Origin of the sequence: Providencia sp. (assembly GCF_040396775.1) — a bacterium.
Taxonomy (GTDB): domain Bacteria; phylum Pseudomonadota; class Gammaproteobacteria; order Enterobacterales; family Enterobacteriaceae; genus Providencia.
Map to the genome: position 1 here is coordinate 53,679 of NZ_JBEBNT010000009.1, position 18,949 is coordinate 72,627.

The window sequence follows — 18,949 nt, forward strand, 5'->3', positions numbered from 1 at the left end:
CCATTTTACTCCTTTAATTAGTTATTTTTATTCTTAAAGAAACAACCTATTTAGGTTGTTTCAAAAAAAACTATTTCAGTTTGAAACTGAAAACCATCATTATCAATATAAAAATTTTAGATATTAAAAATAATCACGCTAATGACAAAAACCACAGAAATATTCACATTAATATCTTAACACCCAAAATACGCTTATTGCGTGTATTTTTTCATTTAAAAATAAAAATGCATCTTCATTATTTTCATCAATATACAAAAGACGACAATCTCATTTTTAATTTTTTTGAATTTATATTTGAAAAATATAAAAACCATATCTAGCATAAAATAAGGCAGCTAATGATTAACAGGTTGCCATTCAAAGTTATATAACTTTATTCTCTTTGACCTTAATGGGGTTAACTATGTCTAGATATATACTACCTCTGTCTTTACTTTCTTTATCTGTTATATCAGGTTCAGCACTCGCGGCGACAAACAGCCCTGGAGGTATTATTTCAATCTCCGGTGCTATCAGTGATACCACTTGTACCATTAATGGTGGCAACAGTGCTGATATGTCCATTGCCTTAGATCCAATTGTTGCAAGTGATGCTGGAACAACGGCAAATACAGTGATAACCAAAAACCAAAAAACATTTGCATTAACGTTTTCAAATTGTGCTCAAGTTGGCGGCGGAACGCCTGCTAGTACGTTAAAACTGCACTTTTCATCCAGTAATATATCGCCTTCAGGCCTATATCTGGTGAATACCACAGCGAATGAAAACGACCCAGCTGTTGCACGTAATGTGGGTTTTAGTTTGTCACAAACCACGTCGCCAACCGTTGCTATCCCTTTAAATGCAACATTTGATACCGCCCTTACCGCAGCAAACACCACCGGTGCAACAGGTGCAACACTAAACCTGATTGCGAGTTATTATAAAACGAATGCAACCGCAGCCCAAGTTGGTGCATTGCAATCTAACGTCATTTACACAGTGTCTTATTTATAAAAATAAATTGAAACCAGACTCAAAATGGGTCTGGTTTTTTGGGGTGTTTATGCAAAATATATTAATGACAATTACCTTATTATTATTTCCGCAATTGATATTTGCGAATGTCATCATTACAGGAACTCGAGTTATTTACCCCGAAAGTGCAGATAGCATTGCTGTGCAATTAACCAATAATAGTCATACAGTTTCTCTTGTTCAGTCATGGATTGATAATGGCGATGAAAACTCGACTCCCGAAAATTCAGATGCCCCTTTTTACCTGTCCCCCCCTATTGTTAAAATTGAGGGTTTACAAGGGCAACAACTTAAAATTAAAAAAATAGATAAGGCGCTACCAAACCATATTGAAAGTGTATTTTATTTAAATGTATTAGATATTCCTAAAACACCCGATGCCGCTAAAGGTAAAAATACGATTCAGTTAGCCACACGTTCTCGAATAAAAGTTTTTTATCGTCCTATTGAATTAACAGAATTACCGGATGATGTGATTAATAAAATTAATTACCAATTAAACAATAACACCCTATTAATAAAAAATAACTCGCAATATCACTTTACGGTTGCCGCACTGACAACAACAAACGATAAAAAAAACTCATTGATTGATTCGGGAATGGTATCGCCAATGTCTTCCCTTGCGTTTCCATTAAAGCATGCATTAAAAAACCGTGACCTTGTTTTAGTTTATGTCGATGATTATGGCGTTTTCAAATCTCATAATATTAAACTTTAAAAGAAGATATCATCGTGAAAAAAGAAAACTATCTCTATTTCCTAATTCTATTAGGTCTGCAAAGTTGTCTCAAAAACGCGATAGCGGATGAATTTGAGACATCCCTATTGGTCGGTAAATCCGCACAGGGCGATATTTCACGATTTTATACAGACAGTAAAATTCCTTCGGGTAAACAGTTAGCGGACCTTTATGTAAATAATAACTGGAAAGGCCAATTTGAAATTGAGGTTGATAATGACGGTAAGCTCATCAGTCTTTCCTCTAACGATGTTGAAAAATTAAATTTAAACTTATCGCCGAGTGTGATTGAAAAAATTCAACAACAAAATGTTATTCCTATTGACTCTTTAGTGCCAAATGTTCATTACAAACTCAATATCAATGAATTACGGCTCGACATGACTGTGCCCCAAGTGGCATTAAAACAATCTGAGGCCAACTATGTCGACCCGAGTTTATGGAATTACGGCGAACCCGCGATTATTTTTTCCTACAATACAAACTATTACAGCTACAAAGAAAAGAAAAATACCAAAACTAGCAGCGATAATTTTTATGCAACTTTAAATTCCGGCATTAATCTAGGGGCATGGCAATTTAGTGATGAATCAAGTTATCGCAAGAGTTCCCATGGATCATCAAAATGGAAAAATAATACGCGTTATGCCTATCGGCCTATTAGCCAAATAAAATCAGGGGTTAAAGTGGGGGATTTTTACACCCCTGCGGCACTGTTTAACAGTTTACGTATTCGCGGAATTGCGCTGGCGACCGAAATGGGAATGTACCCCAATTCGAGTCAGAATTTTGTTCCTATCATTCGCGGCGTAGCTCAGACCAACGCATTGGTGAGCGTGTATCAAAATAATAACTTGGTTTACCAAGAAAACGTCCCACCAGGTGAGTTCTCTTTTAATGATATTCAACCCAGCGCAGGCGGGGGAGATTTATTTGTCGTTGTACAAGAGGCTGATGGCCGCAAAGAAACCTTCACCGTCCCCTATTCTGCGGTTCCTGATATGCTTAAAGAAGGTATTTACACCTACAACCTTCTTGCTGGGAAAACAAAAATTGAAAGCACGCACTACCAGCCTAATTTTACACAAGGTGAGATACACTACGGCCTGAATAACCTCGTCACTCTCTATGCAGGAATGCTGTTCAGTGAGAAATATTATTCTGGTGTTGTGGGGAGTGGTTGGAACTTCAGTTTTGGTGCTATTTCTGCCGATGTGACGCACGCGAATGCGAAACTAGATGCTGGATCTCAGAGTGGACAAAGTTACCGGCTAACTTACAGTAAATACATTAATTCAACCTCAACCAATTTAACGTTGGCATCTTACCGCTATTCAACAAGTGGTTATTATAGCTTTATGGATGCTATCTACGCCCAAGATAACTATCGCGCGTGGAAATCTTATCAAGATGACCTCTCTCAACAGCTGGGGAATAATGCACCTTCAGACCTATCATTAACCAATTTTGATGCCCTACGGGGGTCTCGTGCAAAAAACACCTTTACGTTGAATTTGAATCAACAACTCGCGGATGGTTATGGGTCTGTCTTTGTTTCTGGTACCCATCGCGATTATTGGAATACCCATGGCAGCAGCCGTGAATACCAAGCGGGCTATGCCAATAACTACAATGATGTGTCCTACAGCGTATCAGTTTCTCGTATTCGTAATTATGATAATAAAGAAGAAACACGGGTGTATGCGAATGTCAGTGTGCCATTCTCATTGTTTGAGAAACGCGCCAATATTAATCTCGGCAGTTACTTTACCGATTCACATTACCAACAAACAGCGTTGAGCGTTAGCGGCAATGCAGGTAAAAATGATCAAGTCAATTATACGGTTACCGCGACTAATCAAAGCGGTGGAAATAATTTAGTAGGTGCAAATGCCAGTTATCAACTTCCATCGACGACCCTTTCAGGTTCATATACCGAAGCCAATAACTACCGCCAAGCAGGTTTGGGGGCAAGGGGAACGGTAGTCGCCATTCCTGAACATATTGTTTTTTCAGGTGAAACAGGCCAAACCTACACCATTATCGAAGCGCCGTTAGCCAATAACATGATGGTCAATTCAGATAAAACCACCCTCACCAATCAGCAAGGTGTCGTATTGGTTGCGAATTCAACACCTTATCGAACAAATACCTATACCCTTTCTGATACCGACAAAACATCAGGCGCGGAAGTCCTCGGCAATATGGCCAATGTGAGCCCGTATCAAGGTGCCGTGAATTATATCAAACTCGAAACTGACACGCGTCAAACTTACATATTTAGAGCGTCACTGGCTAATGGGGAGTCCCTACCATTTGGGACTGAAGTGAATAATGCACAAAAGCAAAACATTGGTTATGTAGGGCAATCTGGAGTGATTTACATCAAAAGCGATCAGTGGCCTTCAGCCTTGTATATCAAGCTCAACCCTAAGGAAAAATCAGAGTGCGTGATTAAGGATCCCATTAATACCATGGACAGAAACCGTAACTTTTGTCGATAAAGGACGCTATGATGAAAAAGACGCTATTGGCACTCCTCTTACCCGCATTATTACTCGCAAGTTATGATGTTGCTGCCAGTTGCAGTAATTTGGGAGAAAAAAATGTGCCACCACTCAATTTTGATATATCCACGGAGCTCACAAGCACATCAACCACGGTCACCAAATCAACTCGAACAGGATTCACAGGCCAATATACTTGCGTACCACCAGGGATACTTCAATCAAATACGGTAGGCATTGATAGCCCATTTCGCCAATCCACAGTCGCGATTGGCTTTAATGGTGGGAAACAAGTGGTTTCCATCTCAGTCAGCGGTATTAGTCAATCAAGTGTGAATAATATTCCCCCGGGTACCTACCCCGCCTCTAATTTAGACACAAACTTTACGATTCAATTTAAATTACTCCCTAACCCACCATCGAATAATTATAAAGAAGTTGCAGGCAACAGTGTGTTAATCAGCCCAGTGATGATGGCAACAGATGTAACTGCATTAGGTCTTGTCCCTTGGCTACTACGCCTTATTTCAGACTTGGTCACGTTTCTCTTAACCCTAAACTGGCCAACACATGCTGAGGATATGTTTTACCAACCGATGCAGTTAACCTATAACCCTATCCTAACTACCTGTAACTTTACTAATCAAGGGCTAGTCGTTTCACTTCCGCCTGTCAGTATCAATACAGTCAAAAATGCGACTCGAGCAGGCTACACCCCCTTTACGCTGAATTTCACATGCAAAGATTTCCTCGCGGGTAGTACCGCTTCTCGCGATGTGTCTATGTTTCTATCCAGTGGTAGCTTACTGACAAATGATAAAGCCACGATAAACAATACCCTCTCCCAAGGTGCTAAAGGTGTTGGTTTTCGGCTCGTTAAAACGGATAATCTCACCACTCCTTTGCTCCTTTCAGACAGTGTAACGACACAAAATACCGCCACAAGTATTTTTACTGTCCTAAAAGGTAACCCCATTTCGCCGTCCTTTTCCGTCAATTTAGGAGCTTATTATTACCCTTATAACCCCAGTGTTGTCACTCAAGGGGCAGTATCTGGTACGGCAACCGTTGTGATGTCTTACAACTAAAAAAGGAAGCGAATGATGAAATACTTAGGGGGAATTGCCTTATTGTTAATAAGTTTACAAACACCTGCAAGCCTTGTTTTACAGGGAACTCGGGTTATCTTTCCTAGTGATAGGAAAATGGTTAGCATCCAGATGACTAATTACAGTGAACAGCCGACGTTGACCCAAAGTTGGATAGATGAAGGGAATATTAATTCAACACCCGAAACAACAAGCGCCCCCTTCATTGTCACACCACCTATCAACAAAATAGCCGCAAATGAGGGTGTTCAGCTGCGCATTCGTTTTCTTGGCAATAATTTGCCCATGGATAGAGAATCTGTTTATTATTTAAATGTGTTGGATATTGCGCCAAAACCTAAAAATACTCAGGGTATGAATACACTGCAGCTGGCGATTCAAACCCGGATCAAAGTGTTTTACCGCCCTATATCGTTGTTACCCCTTCCTGACACATTATTGGATAACGCTAAGTTTTATGCCGATAAGGGGTTATTAACCGTAAATAACCCAACACCTTATTTTCTTAGTATTGCCAATATCTACACTGCAAATAACGCCAATGATTCTATTGCTAAAAGTTTAATGATCGCACCATTTTCGACGCAGATAATCCCCTCGGGGAAAAAAGTGGTTAATGGAGAGAATATTACAGTGGTTTATATTGATGATACTGGGCAACAAATTGCGTATCAAGCCAAGCTATAAATGGCGATATGTCATCACATTTATAGCCCAGCGGGAGAAAAGTTATGACTGTGCAGCAACTTTAGGGCGTATAAATAACGCAGGTACAGCCAGTAGCGCCATCAAATAAAAGACCACACCGTGATGGGCAGGAACACGCTCATAAATATAACCAACGATAATCGTTAATATAGCTAAACCGCCCCCCGTCGCCAGTGCTGAATAGATGCCCTGCAATGGGATAATTTCACTTTCTTTACGCGCACTGATAAAACGCATTGCGGCAAGGTGACAAACAGTGAACGTTCCGCTGTGTAAAATTTGCACGATAATCAGCATAGGTAATGCGGTAAATGCCCCCATCATTCCCCAACGAATTATTCCACAAAATGCGGATAACAACAGTAAGTTACGCGCACTCCAGCGCCTAAATAAACGGTGACTCAGCATAAAAACGATCACCTCTGCAACAACGCCCAGTGACCATAAGTTACCAATTACTAAATCTGAATAGCCTGCTTCTTTCCAGAACAGTGAAGCAAAACCATAATAAGCTGCGTGGGCACCTTGTAATAAAGTCACACAAATCAGAAACCTGACCACATTTTTATCAGCAATTAGTTGTTTAACGGTGACTTTATCACCATTATCTGTTTTTGCAGCTCCTGATGGCATGATTGCTGGCCTCAACATAGCACCCAGCAATAAAGCTAAGCAACTGATAATCAAAGCAACCATGATTGATTTATGGCCCCATACACCTGCCAAATAGCCCATTAATGAAGAACCGATAATAAAGGCTATCGAACCCCAAACACGGATTTTACCGTAATCAAACGTAAACTGCTTTTGCCATGTTCCGGCGAGTGAATCCCCGAGCGGAACCATAGGTGCGAAAAATAAGTTAAAGCCAATCATCACAAAAAGTAGCCATGCCCAATGCGAGCCGAAGGCAAAACCAATGGAGAAGATCAAGGACGCTGCCGCTAATAACCGTAGTGCGCTAATTAACTTGGAAGGTTCTTTAACTAACGGGGTGATAAACATCGCCCCAAGAAAACGAGCCGCAAGACCTACCCCAAGTAAAACACCGATCATTTCGGCATCAATTCCCTCACCCTGTAGCCAAACAGACCAAAACGGCAAGAAAATACTGTATGCAAAAAAGTAGGTAAAATAATCAATTGCTAGCCAGCGTGTTGATGGAATGACCATCATCCCTCCATTTTTTCAATGCAAAAAACCCGCTCATACTTAACAGTAGAAGCGGGTTTAGGTAACTAAAAGTCGTTATATTATGCGTAAACTGGGTATTTTTTACAGATTGCTAATACTTTTTGTTTCACGCTCTCAATGGTCGCTTCGTCATTGAGGTTGTCTAGAATATCACACATCCAGCCAGCTAGCTCGCGCGCTTCAGCTTCTTTAAACCCACGACGTGTAATTGCAGGGGAACCAATACGCACACCGGAAGTGACAAATGGGCTCTTCGGATCGTTTGGTACGCTGTTTTTGTTTACAGTGATATTTGCACGGCCTAATGCCGCATCAGCATCTTTACCCGTGATATCTTTGTCAACTAAGTCAACTAAGAATAGGTGGTTCTCAGTTCCACCAGAAACAACTTTATAGCCACGTTGTTGGAAAACTTCGACCATTGCTTTCGCATTTTTCGCAACTTGTTGTTGGTAAACTTTGAACTCGGGTTCCATCGCTTCTTTCAATGCAACTGCTTTACCTGCAATCACGTGCATTAAAGGACCGCCTTGGGAGCCAGGGAATACCGCTGAGTTGATTTTTTTGTACAGCTCTTCGTCACCGCCTTTCGCGAGGATCAAGCCACCGCGTGGACCCGCTAACGTTTTGTGGGTTGTGGTTGTCACAACGTGAGCGTGTGGAACTGGGTTTGGATAAACACCTGCTGCAATCAGACCTGCAACGTGTGCCATATCAACAAATAAGTAAGCGCCAATGGCATCTGCAATTTCACGCATTTTAGCCCAATCAACTACGCCAGAGTACGCAGAGAAACCACCGATAATCATTTTTGGTTTATGTTTTTCAGCTTGCGCTTTGATATCGTCGTAGTCAATTTTACCGCTTTCATCAATACCGTAAGGAACGATGTTGTACAATTTACCCGAGAAGTTAACTGGGGAACCGTGAGTTAAGTGGCCACCGTGCGCAAGGTTCATCCCCAGCACAGTATCACCTGGTTGTAACAGTGCCATGTAAACTGCTGCATTCGCTTGTGAACCTGAGTGTGGCTGCACATTTGCGTAATCTGCACCAAATAATTCTTTTGCGCGGTCAATCGCTAATTGCTCAACCACATCAACGTACTCACAACCGCCGTAATAGCGTTTGCCTGGATACCCTTCTGCATATTTATTGGTTAGCTGAGAACCTTGAGCCTGCATGACTCGTGGACTGGTATAGTTTTCAGAAGCAATTAATTCAATGTGTTCTTCTTGACGTTGTACTTCTTGCTCCATTGCTTCCCATAATTTTGGATCATAGTCTGCAATATTCATTTCACGCTTTAACATTCGCTTCTCCTGCCTCAGCAATTCAATAGGTTGACAATCAATTCATCGCAATAGCACACAGTGTAAACTCTTTTTCGTTCTTGAGATAGCCCTAAAGAAAAAATATACGCAAACGATTGCATTAATTTTTTTCACGTCATTTAGCACTCTTCGCCTCATTATAAAATAGCCCAAATTTCAAATTTTGACGTATGAATATCTGGTATTGCGAGTCCCTTCTCATTATGTGTCTATTTTTGCCCTATTTTATTTGTTTGCGTCTTTACAGATACCCTTAAATATTATAAGTTGTATTTAAAATACATGTTTATAAATAAACTTTATGTTTCTCAAAAAAAGTAAAGATTTTTGGAGTTAAACTTAGCTATCTCGATGAAAACTCAGTGTTATGTTTTTTGATAGCTTAGAAAAAATACCAGAACTCTTCCTGCTCGAGAACATGAAAATAATTCAGGAGCACCTGTATGTTAGACAGCCAAACTATCGCCATTGTTAAATCAACCATTCCTGCTATCGCAGCTACTGGTCCTAAACTTACCGCACATTTCTATGACAGAATGTTTAATCAACATCCTGAGTTAAAAGATATTTTCAACATGACCCACCAAGCTAATGGTGCACAACGTGAAGCGTTATTTAACGCCATTTGCGCCTATGCGGTTCACATTGAGACCCCAGAGGCTTTAATTTCCGCCGTTGAGAAAATAGCCCAAAAACACGTCAGTCTAAACATCAAACCTGAACATTACCCAATCGTCGGCGAAAACTTACTGGCAGCCATTGATGAACTCCTCAACCCAGGTCAAGAAGTGCTTGATGCATGGGGTAAAGCCTACGGTGTATTAGCCGATATTTTTATTGGCCGTGAAGCCTCAATCTACCAAGAAAATGCAGACAAAAATGGCGGTTGGGAAGGTTTACGTGAATTTAAACTAAAACAAAAACAACCACAAAGTGATGTTATCACCAGCTTTGAGTTCGTCCCTGTTGATGGTAAGCCAGTCGCAAGCTATCGCCCAGGTCAATACATCACCATTTATATTAATCATGATGGATTTGAGAACCAAGAGATCCGCCAATACTCCCTAACAACAGCACCTAATGGTCAAAGTTACCGCATCGCAGTAAAACGCGAAGACCAAGGTGCTGTGTCTAATTTCTTACATCAACATATCAATGAGGGTGATAGTGTTCATTTAGCACCGCCATGTGGCGATTTCTTTATTGATATTGATAGCCAAACGCCTGTTACATTGATTTCAGCAGGTGTTGGCCTAACGCCAATGTTAAGCATGCTAAATCACCTCACACAACAAGGCCATGAAGCAACCGTCAACTGGTTACATGCAGCAGAAAATGGCGCAGTTCATGCGTTTAACCATGAGATTGAACAACTGATGGCAACACAAAAAGCTGGTCATAGCGCAATTTGGTTTAATCAGCCTCGTGATAATGACCGCCTCGGCTTTGATTACCAATATGAAGGGTTAATGGATTTACAGAAAGTACGTGAATGGATTGACCTGCCGAATATGCAGTTCTACTTCTGTGGCCCAGTTGGCTTTATGCAGTATATTGGCCAGCAATTAATTTCAATGGGCGTTAATGCAGATGCAATTCATTATGAATGCTTTGGCCCTCATAAAGTGCTAGCGCTCAATTAAGAGATAAAAAAATGCTCTTCGAGTAAGAAGAGCATTTCCTGAAACGTATCAGCCAACAGAAACTGTTCTAATGGCTCGGTGTTTGATGTTTTGTCACAACTTAGCGGTAACGGGCTCGCATAAAAAATACACTGTTCTAATCCCATTCCTGTGTGTTTTACCGTTACCGCATTTTAATTCAATAGGTTAAATCGCTTCTTCGTCCTGCTCTCCCGTACGAATACGGATCACTCGTGCAACATCATAAACGAAAATTTTACCATCACCGATTTTACCGGTCTGCGCTGTTTGCATGATAGTTTCAACGCAGTTTTCCACGATATCGTCAGGGACAACAATTTCAATTTTAACTTTCGGTAAAAAGTCCACCATATACTCTGCACCACGGTACAGTTCAGTGTGCCCTTTTTGGCGACCAAACCCTTTCACTTCAGTAACCGTCATACCTGTGATCCCGACTTCCGCCAGCGCTTCACGAACATCATCAAGTTTAAATGGCTTTATAATTGCATCGATTTTTTTCATAAATAGTTCCTGTTATGACCAGTTCTTGCGGCCAAAACCTGAGGTGATCGGATAACGGCGGTCTTTACCAAAATTCCGCATGGTAATACGCGGCCCGACAGGTGCTTGTCGGCGTTTATATTCGTTAAGGTCGACCAAACGCACCACTTTGCGGACAACGTCTTTATCAAAGCCTAACTTGATAAGATCATTCACGGATAAGTCTTTTTCAACATAACCTTCTAAGATAGCATCTAATATATCGTAAGGCGGTAAGCTATCTTGGTCTAACTGCCCCGGAGCCAATTCTGCTGACGGTGGCCTATCAATCACGCGCTGTGGAATAGCCGATGAAAGCGTATTGCGGTATTTAGCCAGTTCGAAAACCAGTGTTTTTGGCACGTCTTTTAATACATCAAAACCGCCAGCCATATCACCATACAGTGTTGAATAGCCAACTGCGGATTCGCTCTTATTACTGGTTGTTAAGACTAAACGACGACGTTTGTTGGACATCGCCATTAAGATAACAGCACGGCAGCGTGCCTGTAAGTTTTCTTCAGTGGTATCAACCGCTGTCCCTTCAAACATTGGGCTTAATTGCGCCATGAATGAATCAAACATCGGTTCGATAGAGACAATATCAAATTCTACGCCTAATAACTCGGCCTGTTCTTTGGCATCATGAATGCTTATTTCGGCAGTATAACGGAATGGCATCATTACCGCTTGTACACGTTCTTTACCAATAGCATCTACTGCAATAGCAACGGTTAAACCGGAGTCTATCCCACCAGATAACCCAAGAATTGCACCATTGAAACCATTTTTATTGATATAATCACGAGTTGACATCACTAAGGCTTGGTATACCTGTGCGATAGGGTCATTTTCAATAAATACGCTGCCTTCGCTCACCAACTCCAGCTCATCAAATTGTACTGTGACAACCTGTTCTTTGAATTCAGGTAGTTTAAAGGTTTGTTTGCCTTTATTTGCAATAATTTTCGAACCGCCATCAAATACTAATTCGTCTTGCCCACCCACTTGGTTAAGGTAAACGATAGGCATGTGGGTACGTTGGCAATGGTCAATCAGTAAGTCGCTACGGATATGTTCTTTATGAATATCATATGGTGATGCATTGATAGTTAATAATAACTCTGCCCCTGCGCCCTTCACCGCATCAACAGGCTCGTCATACCAAATATCTTCACAAATCAATAAGCCTAATTGATAGCCTTTAAACTCTACCACACAGGTTTTTTCAGCTGCACTGAAATAGCGTGGTTCATCAAAAACGCCGTAGTTTGGTAGTTCTTGTTTAAAATAGCGAGCATGCAATTTCCCTTGGTAGAAGAAAGAAAGTGCATTGAAGATTTCATCCCCTTCATAACAAGGGTGACCGACAATAATCGCCGTTTCTGTACTCGCCTTTTGTAAACGTGCAAGCTGAGCTTCACATCTGTCTTCAAAATCTGCACGGAAAATTAAATCCTCTGGCGGGTAGCCCGTTAGAGACAGTTCTGAAAACATCACAATATCGGTTTGTGAGGCTTGTTCACTCACTACTTGCAACATACGGTCGCAGTTACCTTCGATGTCCCCGACTAACCAGTTGAGTTGTGCGAGTGAAATATTAAGCTTACGGCTCATAACGTGTTTCTTCTCCCGAAGCGTGAATACGGTTTACCTTGTCCACGTGGACTATGTAGGTGAATAATAGTTAATTATTCTTTAAAGTCATTAGCTTCCAAATCGTGGCGGCCAAGTAATTTATAAAACTCTGTGCGATTTCGCCCTGCCATGCGTGCAGCTTGTGTGACATTGCCTTTCGTCATCTGCAATAACTTGCGTAAATAATTCAATTCAAATTGATTACGTGCTTCGACAAAGGTTGGCAATGCAGTATTTTCACCTTGTAACGCTTGGCTGACAAGGGCTTCACTAATAACAGGGGATGTCGTTAATGCCACACATTGCTCAATCACGTTAACCAATTGGCGTACGTTACCCGGCCAAGTTGCTGTCATTAGGCATTTCATCGCATCACTTGAAAAACTGCGTACAAAAGGCTTATGCCGAGATGCAGATTCCCTCAATAAATGATTTGCTAATAATGGAATATCTTCTGCGCGTTCATTTAGCGCAGGAATACGTAAATTAACCACATTCAAGCGATAATAGAGATCTTCACGAAACTCATTTTTTTCCATCGCTTTAGGTAAATTACGGTGCGTTGCAGATAAAATACGCACATCGATATCTAAGTCGCGGTTGCTCCCTAATGGGCGAACCTTGCGCTCTTGTAACACCCGCAATAGTTTTACCTGTAAAGGCATTGGCATATCGCCAATTTCATCAAGAAACAGTGTGCCACCACTTGCGGCAAAAAATAGCCCTTCACGGTTACTCACTGCGCCCGTAAAGGCACCTTTTGCATGACCGAACAATTCCGATTCTAAAAGTTGTTCTGGCAATGCGCCGCAGTTGATAGCAATAAAGGGTTTACGAGCTCGAGGGCTTGCTTTATGAATGGCTTGCGCTAACACTTCTTTACCCGTCCCACTCTGGCCGTTAATCAGTACGCTAACGTCTGATTGAGCCACCATATGGGCTTGCTCAAGAAGGCGTATCATTAAAGGGCTGCGGGTAACTATTCCTGAGCTCCACTCTTCATCACTCATCGGCGAAGAAGATAAAGCGAGAGCTTCATCGATGGCTTTATATAAAGCATCTTTATCAACAGGCTTAGTTAAAAAGCTAAATACGCCACGCTGTGTCGCAGCAACAGCATCAGGGATTGAACCATGTGCCGTCAAGATGATAACAGGCATATTAGGATGCGCTTTTTGAATTTCATCAAACAGCGCCATCCCGTCCATTTCATCCATACGTAAGTCACTTATCACCAAATCTAACTTGTCTTTCTGTAAGATTTTAAGTGCTTCTGGGCCACTTTCAGCGGTGGTCACTTTAAACCCTTCGCTGCTTAACCGCATCCCAAGTAGCTTAAGTAAGCTAGGGTCGTCATCAACGAGCAATAAACTTGCCGACTTACGGGTTGTCATTATTTCGCGTTCTCCGATGAAGGTTGTTCTACAGGAGGTTCTGCGGGTTTTGCTGCTTCAGATGAGGTTTCTTTATCGCCTTCAACAACACTTTCGACTTCTTTTTCCGTTTCATTGGTGCTTTTTTTCCGTGAAGAAAGTTGGCGCTCAATATCTGTTAAGTTTTCGAGTTTACGTGATGTTGTATTCAGTTCAAAAGCCAGCTTAGCGTTGTCTTCTTTTAAGCGGTCGAGTTTAGTGTCCATTTCTTGCTGTAGGCGTTTATAACGTGCACCCGCATCAGAAAGGTTAATAATTTGCACTTGTTGCTCTCGCCATAACTGTAATAACGGGCGCACCGCAGTTGGAAAACTGAGGCTGTAGGTATTAATGCTATCAAGCATTTTTCGCCGTTCAGCAATCGTTGGGTCTGCTGAGTTCAACAATATATTTTGTTGAAATGCATCTGACCAATCTGTGACCTCTATTTTGCTTGCATTTTCACGCGCTTGTGACGTTTCTGTGCGATCTGCACAGTCCATCATACGCAACCAAAAGAGCGCATTTTCACGAGCTGTGGGCTGGTCATTTTCCCAAATCGTATCGCATGGTGCATAACGATAATCAGTCACTCTCACTTCTGGCACAACCACTTGAGCCAGCGTTTCCAGTGGTGATTGACCATTTTTTGCCACGCACCCGCTTAGGATAAGGGTAAAGAATACCGCCCCAAAGCTGAACCCTGTTCGTCTCATCACAAATGGGTTTTTTTGATTAAGTTTATTTGGCAGTGCCTTACGATAAAGCACCGTCAAGAAATCTGTAGACCGATTGACCATTATTCATTCTCTGCTGTTAGAGGCAGTTCAATTCTAAAACAGACATCTGCTGATTTATATGGGACTAATGAGAGTTCTCCGCCCATTTGTTTTATACAGTCTTGTGCAATACTCAGCCCCAACCCACTCCCTTTCACCGCGCCTTTTCTTTGTAAAGACCCTTGGTAAAAAGGTTCAAAGATCATGCTTTGCTCAGATTCAGGAATTGGCGTACCCGTATTCGCAACTTCAATTAGCAGTTTATTGCCTGTTTGACGACTCGTGATCCAAATATTACCTGATTCGCCGCCATAGTGCACCGCATTGGAGTAGATATTATCTATAACCCGCCCAAGTAAGGTGGGTTCCGCTAAACAGCTTTCGACTTTTAAACGAACTTCCGTTTTGATATTTTTTGCTCTAGCAGGCAAATTATGTGCATTAACAATATCTTCAATCAATTTCTGCAGGTCAACTAATTGTGCTTCTGGCGGGTCATCAACCAACTTACGATTATAATCAAGTAACTGCTCAATAAGTTGCTGAAGATGCTTACTGCTATGGTCGAGAATTTCAACGACTTCCCTTTGAGAGTCAGTTAATGGCCCAGCGACTTCATCAGCAAGGAGTTCCGTTCCTTCTCGCATACTGGCGAGAGGTGTTTTTAACTCATGGGAAATGTGACGTAAAAATTCATGGCGCTGAGACTCAAGCCAAGCTAAGCGCTCACTTAACCATATAATACGCTGCGCGATTGTTCGCAATTCTCTTGGCCCTTTAAAGCGTTCAATATTGCTGGCAAGCGTTCGCCCAGTACCAAGGCGGTTGATCATTCGCTCAATCACTTTGACGGGTCCGATAATCATTCGGGTAAATAAAGTCACGAGCAATGCGCTGAGTAAGAATAGAATCAAACTTTGCCAACCAAATAACTGCCCTTTGTTTGCAATGGCTTTTTGCAATTGTTCACCACGACTAAAAATGACATCGCGAGTTTCTTGTACGAGTGCCGTGTTTTCTGCTGAGAATTGTTCTAAGGCCTGAGTGACTTTCGCGGTAGGCTCATTATTTTCACATGTTACTGTTCTAAGCTGTGCCAGTGTTGAGGTGAGCTTTGAGGTGTCCGATGTTTGAGGCAAAATGGTTCTTTGCCTTTCAAACATTTGTTCATAATCGGCAAATTGTTTTTGATACTGGCTTTTCAACGTTGCGTCTTGTAATACGCAATATTGCCGGTAACTACGCTCCATTTCCAATGCGAGGCTACTCATTACCTCACTGCGCCTTGCATCCAGTAAAGTAGTTTTATTGATATTTGCGGCTTGGTTACTCAGTTGTTCTAAGCTTTGATACGCCTGATATGCCAAAACTAATAAAGGCAACAAGACGAGCCAAAACGCCATCACAACCAGTTGACGCAAGGAACGCGGGAAAAAACGCCATTTGCTCAATACATTCATCTCATACCCATTAAACGTCTTTCAATGGTAGCAGAACTCTCTCCCGCACGAAAAGATGAATTCGGGTTCTGAGCTCCATAGCGTAAAAATCAGACTAAGTGTGACTCTATGACTGCAATCAACGTGCCAGTTTATTGCATAAAAATGCGTATTTTCAGTGGGGTATATTCTACATGTAAATAGATGAGTCGATTGAGGCAACAACGCTGCGATTCGAAGTATGACAGGCATAGGAAGGCGGAGTAAAGATATCGACCTTTACCCCGCCAGCGATGATTGACTACTTTTATATAATTATGTCTTTATATTAAAGATAATTATATAGGTGGTGCCTCACTCCACGTGTCGCCCTGTGTTTGATAAGGCCCGAAGGCGAATATCTGTGCTGTTGGACGGTAGGCACCTTACTTTGGCGTCATTCTTGCTTTATGTGGTATGTACCCAACTATTTTTGGACCGACATAATAAATTGAATGAGCAACTGAATATTATTATGCACAACCCATGCCAACTTTTCAATTAAATTTTTATCCAACTGAATAATATAGAAATTTAAATTTTTACTTCTTTTGACTCTTTCTGAATACGCTGAAACGGTTTATCCGATCTTTGAAACTGTCGCTAATTTAAGACACTCAAAAACTCAATTTATAAAAACCTTATTTATCATTGAGATAAATGTCTCCTTTTGGAGACACCACAAATAGGGCTTTGTCGCTGATTTTAGACACACCGTAAATCTTGAACTAAAAACAATCGCTCTAGATGACTTTACAGTTAAAATACATTAAAAAACTTTATATTTTAAATTGAAAAATAAAAATAAAGAAAACTATAAACAACCTAAATTACCTTAAAAACAAACAAATAGAACCAAAATCACATTAAAGAAAAAAAGATTTGTTATTTTAATTAATCAAACAATACTTAACATTGAATGCATTAATTAGATTTTCTTTTAACTTATCCTAGGAGTTTCTATGTTAAACACAGCGGCACCAATAGAGAAGAAATCCGACGAACTCAGATCAAGCCAGCACGTATTACAACAAGCTATCGGTTTTGCTTATCAAGCTGCATTACGAGCCGCTGTACAACTCAATCTTGCCGAGCACCTAGCAAATTCTCCCAAAACAGCACGACAATTAGCACAAGAAACGGGGGGCAGTGAAAGAACACTACACCAAATACTACGCCTACTTGCGAGTCGTCAAATATTTGAATCACTCAGTGACTCACGATTTAGACTCAATTCACAGGCTCAATTTCTTCTGGCAGACCATCCATTTTCATTACGCCAAGCAGTGTTAATGCTGACAGACCAAACCTTTTGGATGCCCCTTTATCAATTACATGATACGGCATTAAAGCAACCTGTATTTGAAAATTTATTTGGTAGTACTTTTTTTGAATATTGGGAAAAAAATGCTGACTTGCCTGATAATTTCCATAATGGCATGTCATCAATGTCGGCAATAGAAAACCATTATATTGTGAGGCACTATGATTTTCCTAAAAATGCAGTAGTTGCTGATATCGCAGGGGGGTTTGGAAGCTTATTATTTGAAGTTCTTAAACAAAACCCGTCAACAAAAGGCATTTTGTTCGATAGAGAACATGTTGTCAAAAATCATGTTTTACATGAATTAGGGGATGATCTTCGCTGGACACTTTGCCCAGGCTCATTTTTTGATAAATGCCCAGAAGCGGACGTTTTTTTACTAAAATACATCAGCCATGATTGGCCCGATGAGAAAGTTGTTGAGATCTTAAGAACCATTCGCAAAGCAATGAAAGATACCTCACGATTACTTTTAGTTGACTGTATTATTGGCGAAGACGATACCCCCTTCTTTGCTAAGGAACTCGACTTACTTTGCATTCAATTTTCTCCTGATGCCGGTGGGCATACTAAAGCTGAATTTGAAGCGCTTTTTGCCCAAGCAGAATTAAAGCTTAATCGTATTATTAGCACCGATTCACACGTCAGTATTATCGAGCTATCCATTAATTAAGTAAAAATAGCCGCTATAACTTCAAGCAATAAAATATATCCTTCTATTTTATTGCTTTTTTACTTTCTATAAGAAGCAGTTATCCGTTCATATTTATGGTTTCATAATATGCTTTTCTGATGACTATCAGAATTCTAAATGATGTTAGTAGCTTATCCCCTCTCATCTTGATATAAGATTTCTCAATACCCTACTCATCACAGAATATAACAACATGATAAAAATCGCCTTAGTTGATGACCACGTTGTTGTGCGCTCTGGTTTCGCACAATTACTAACCCTCGAGCCCGATATTTCCGTTGTCGGGCAATATGCTAGCGCTCAAGAAGCACTACCAAATCTCCTTAGTTTAGAGATTGATGTCGCCATTATGGACATTTCAATGCCGGATGAAAATGGCTTGCAGCTTTTATCGCGCCTTCGTCAGAAAAAGCCCGACTTTAGGACTATTATTCTCAGCATTTACGATACCCCCGCCTTTGTACAAAGTGCCTTAGACGCAGGCGCAAGCGCTTATTTGACTAAACGTTGTGGGCCAGAAGAATTAGTGCAAGCAGTACGTTCAGTTCACCAAGGGGGCTGCTATTTATGCGCAGACGCTATGCGAGCCCTGCGCCATTCACCGCGACAGCACCAAGGCATGCAAGAATTAACGCCTCGGGAGCGGGAAATTTTTGACTTATTGGTAGCAGGCCTCAGTGTTAAAGTGATTGCAGAACAGCTGGAGCTTAGTCATAAAACAGTGCATGTCCATCGCGCTAATGTGCTCGGTAAATTGCAATGCGAAAACACCATCGACCTTGTGCACTACGCACTAGAACATAACCTTATTTCAAGGTCTTAA

Annotated in this window: 15 protein-coding genes; 8 read left to right on the forward strand and 7 right to left on the reverse strand. The window is 41.1% G+C overall.

What is annotated here, in order from left to right; translation table 11 throughout:
- Positions 1–406: 406 nt before the first annotated feature.
- From ABWP91_RS11405 to ABWP91_RS11425, 5 genes are read left to right on the forward strand one after another with little or no spacing between them, the layout of a single operon-like run.
- Complete coding sequence (locus tag ABWP91_RS11405; protein WP_353243390.1) at positions 407–1,000, forward strand: fimbrial protein; 594 nt, start codon at positions 407–409, stop codon at positions 998–1,000.
- 49 nt (positions 1,001–1,049) lie between these two features.
- Positions 1,050–1,742 carry a fimbrial biogenesis chaperone gene (locus ABWP91_RS11410; protein ID WP_353243391.1) on the forward strand — a complete coding sequence of 231 codons (693 nt, stop codon included), beginning with the start codon at positions 1,050–1,052 and terminating at the stop codon, positions 1,740–1,742.
- A gap of 14 nt (positions 1,743–1,756) precedes the next feature.
- A complete protein-coding gene (locus ABWP91_RS11415) occupies positions 1,757–4,267 on the forward strand; it encodes a fimbria/pilus outer membrane usher protein (protein WP_353243392.1) in 2,511 nt (836 codons plus the stop codon).
- Between the two features lie 11 nt (positions 4,268–4,278).
- Positions 4,279–5,358, forward strand: coding sequence for a fimbrial protein (locus tag ABWP91_RS11420; protein WP_353243393.1), 1,080 nt, complete (start codon positions 4,279–4,281; stop codon positions 5,356–5,358).
- Between the two features lie 12 nt (positions 5,359–5,370).
- Entirely contained in the window at positions 5,371–6,066 is a 696-nt protein-coding gene (locus tag ABWP91_RS11425; protein ID WP_353243394.1) for a fimbrial biogenesis chaperone, read from the forward strand.
- A gap of 42 nt (positions 6,067–6,108) precedes the next feature.
- Here ABWP91_RS11425 and ABWP91_RS11430 read toward each other — a convergent pair whose 3' ends face one another.
- Together ABWP91_RS11430 and glyA are read right to left on the reverse strand one after the other, a co-directional pair.
- Positions 6,109–7,260: a 3-phenylpropionate MFS transporter gene (locus ABWP91_RS11430; RefSeq protein ID WP_353243395.1), complete on the reverse strand. Its 1,152-nt coding sequence runs from the start codon at positions 7,258–7,260 to the stop codon at positions 6,109–6,111.
- 80 nt (positions 7,261–7,340) lie between these two features.
- Positions 7,341–8,594 (reverse strand): serine hydroxymethyltransferase, encoded by a 1,254-nt coding sequence (glyA, locus tag ABWP91_RS11435; protein ID WP_353243396.1) that lies wholly within the window; start codon positions 8,592–8,594, stop codon positions 7,341–7,343.
- A 464-nt stretch (positions 8,595–9,058) separates the two neighbouring features.
- Here glyA and hmpA point away from each other — a divergent pair, with 464 nt between their 5' ends.
- Complete coding sequence (gene hmpA / locus ABWP91_RS11440) at positions 9,059–10,258, forward strand: NO-inducible flavohemoprotein (protein ID WP_353243397.1); 1,200 nt, start codon at positions 9,059–9,061, stop codon at positions 10,256–10,258.
- 186 nt (positions 10,259–10,444) lie between these two features.
- Here hmpA and glnB read toward each other — a convergent pair whose 3' ends face one another.
- The 5 genes from glnB to ABWP91_RS11465 all read right to left on the reverse strand — a co-directional run bounded on the left by glnB (position 10,445) and on the right by ABWP91_RS11465 (position 16,090).
- On the reverse strand, positions 10,445–10,783 hold the full coding sequence (glnB, locus tag ABWP91_RS11445) for a nitrogen regulatory protein P-II (RefSeq protein ID WP_004912721.1): 339 nt from the start codon (positions 10,781–10,783) through the stop codon (positions 10,445–10,447).
- A gap of 12 nt (positions 10,784–10,795) precedes the next feature.
- The gene (locus ABWP91_RS11450) at positions 10,796–12,418 is read right to left on the reverse strand and encodes an NAD+ synthase (protein WP_353243398.1); all 1,623 of its coding nucleotides are present in this window, start codon (positions 12,416–12,418) and stop codon (positions 10,796–10,798) included.
- A gap of 74 nt (positions 12,419–12,492) precedes the next feature.
- Positions 12,493–13,833 (reverse strand): two-component system response regulator GlrR, encoded by a 1,341-nt coding sequence (gene glrR, locus ABWP91_RS11455; protein WP_353243399.1) that lies wholly within the window; start codon positions 13,831–13,833, stop codon positions 12,493–12,495.
- Positions 13,833–14,651 (reverse strand): two-component system QseEF-associated lipoprotein QseG, encoded by an 819-nt coding sequence (gene qseG, locus ABWP91_RS11460; protein ID WP_353243400.1) that lies wholly within the window; start codon positions 14,649–14,651, stop codon positions 13,833–13,835. Before qseG ends, glrR begins: the two co-directional genes overlap by 1 nt.
- The gene (locus tag ABWP91_RS11465; protein ID WP_353243401.1) at positions 14,651–16,090 is read right to left on the reverse strand and encodes a sensor histidine kinase; all 1,440 of its coding nucleotides are present in this window, start codon (positions 16,088–16,090) and stop codon (positions 14,651–14,653) included. Before ABWP91_RS11465 ends, qseG begins: the two co-directional genes overlap by 1 nt.
- A 980-nt stretch (positions 16,091–17,070) precedes the next feature.
- Here ABWP91_RS11465 and ABWP91_RS11470 point away from each other — a divergent pair.
- A complete protein-coding gene (locus ABWP91_RS11470) occupies positions 17,071–18,105 on the forward strand; it encodes a methyltransferase (protein WP_353243402.1) in 1,035 nt (344 codons plus the stop codon).
- A 214-nt stretch (positions 18,106–18,319) separates the two neighbouring features.
- Positions 18,320–18,949 (forward strand): response regulator, encoded by a 630-nt coding sequence (locus ABWP91_RS11475; RefSeq protein WP_353243403.1) that lies wholly within the window; start codon positions 18,320–18,322, stop codon positions 18,947–18,949.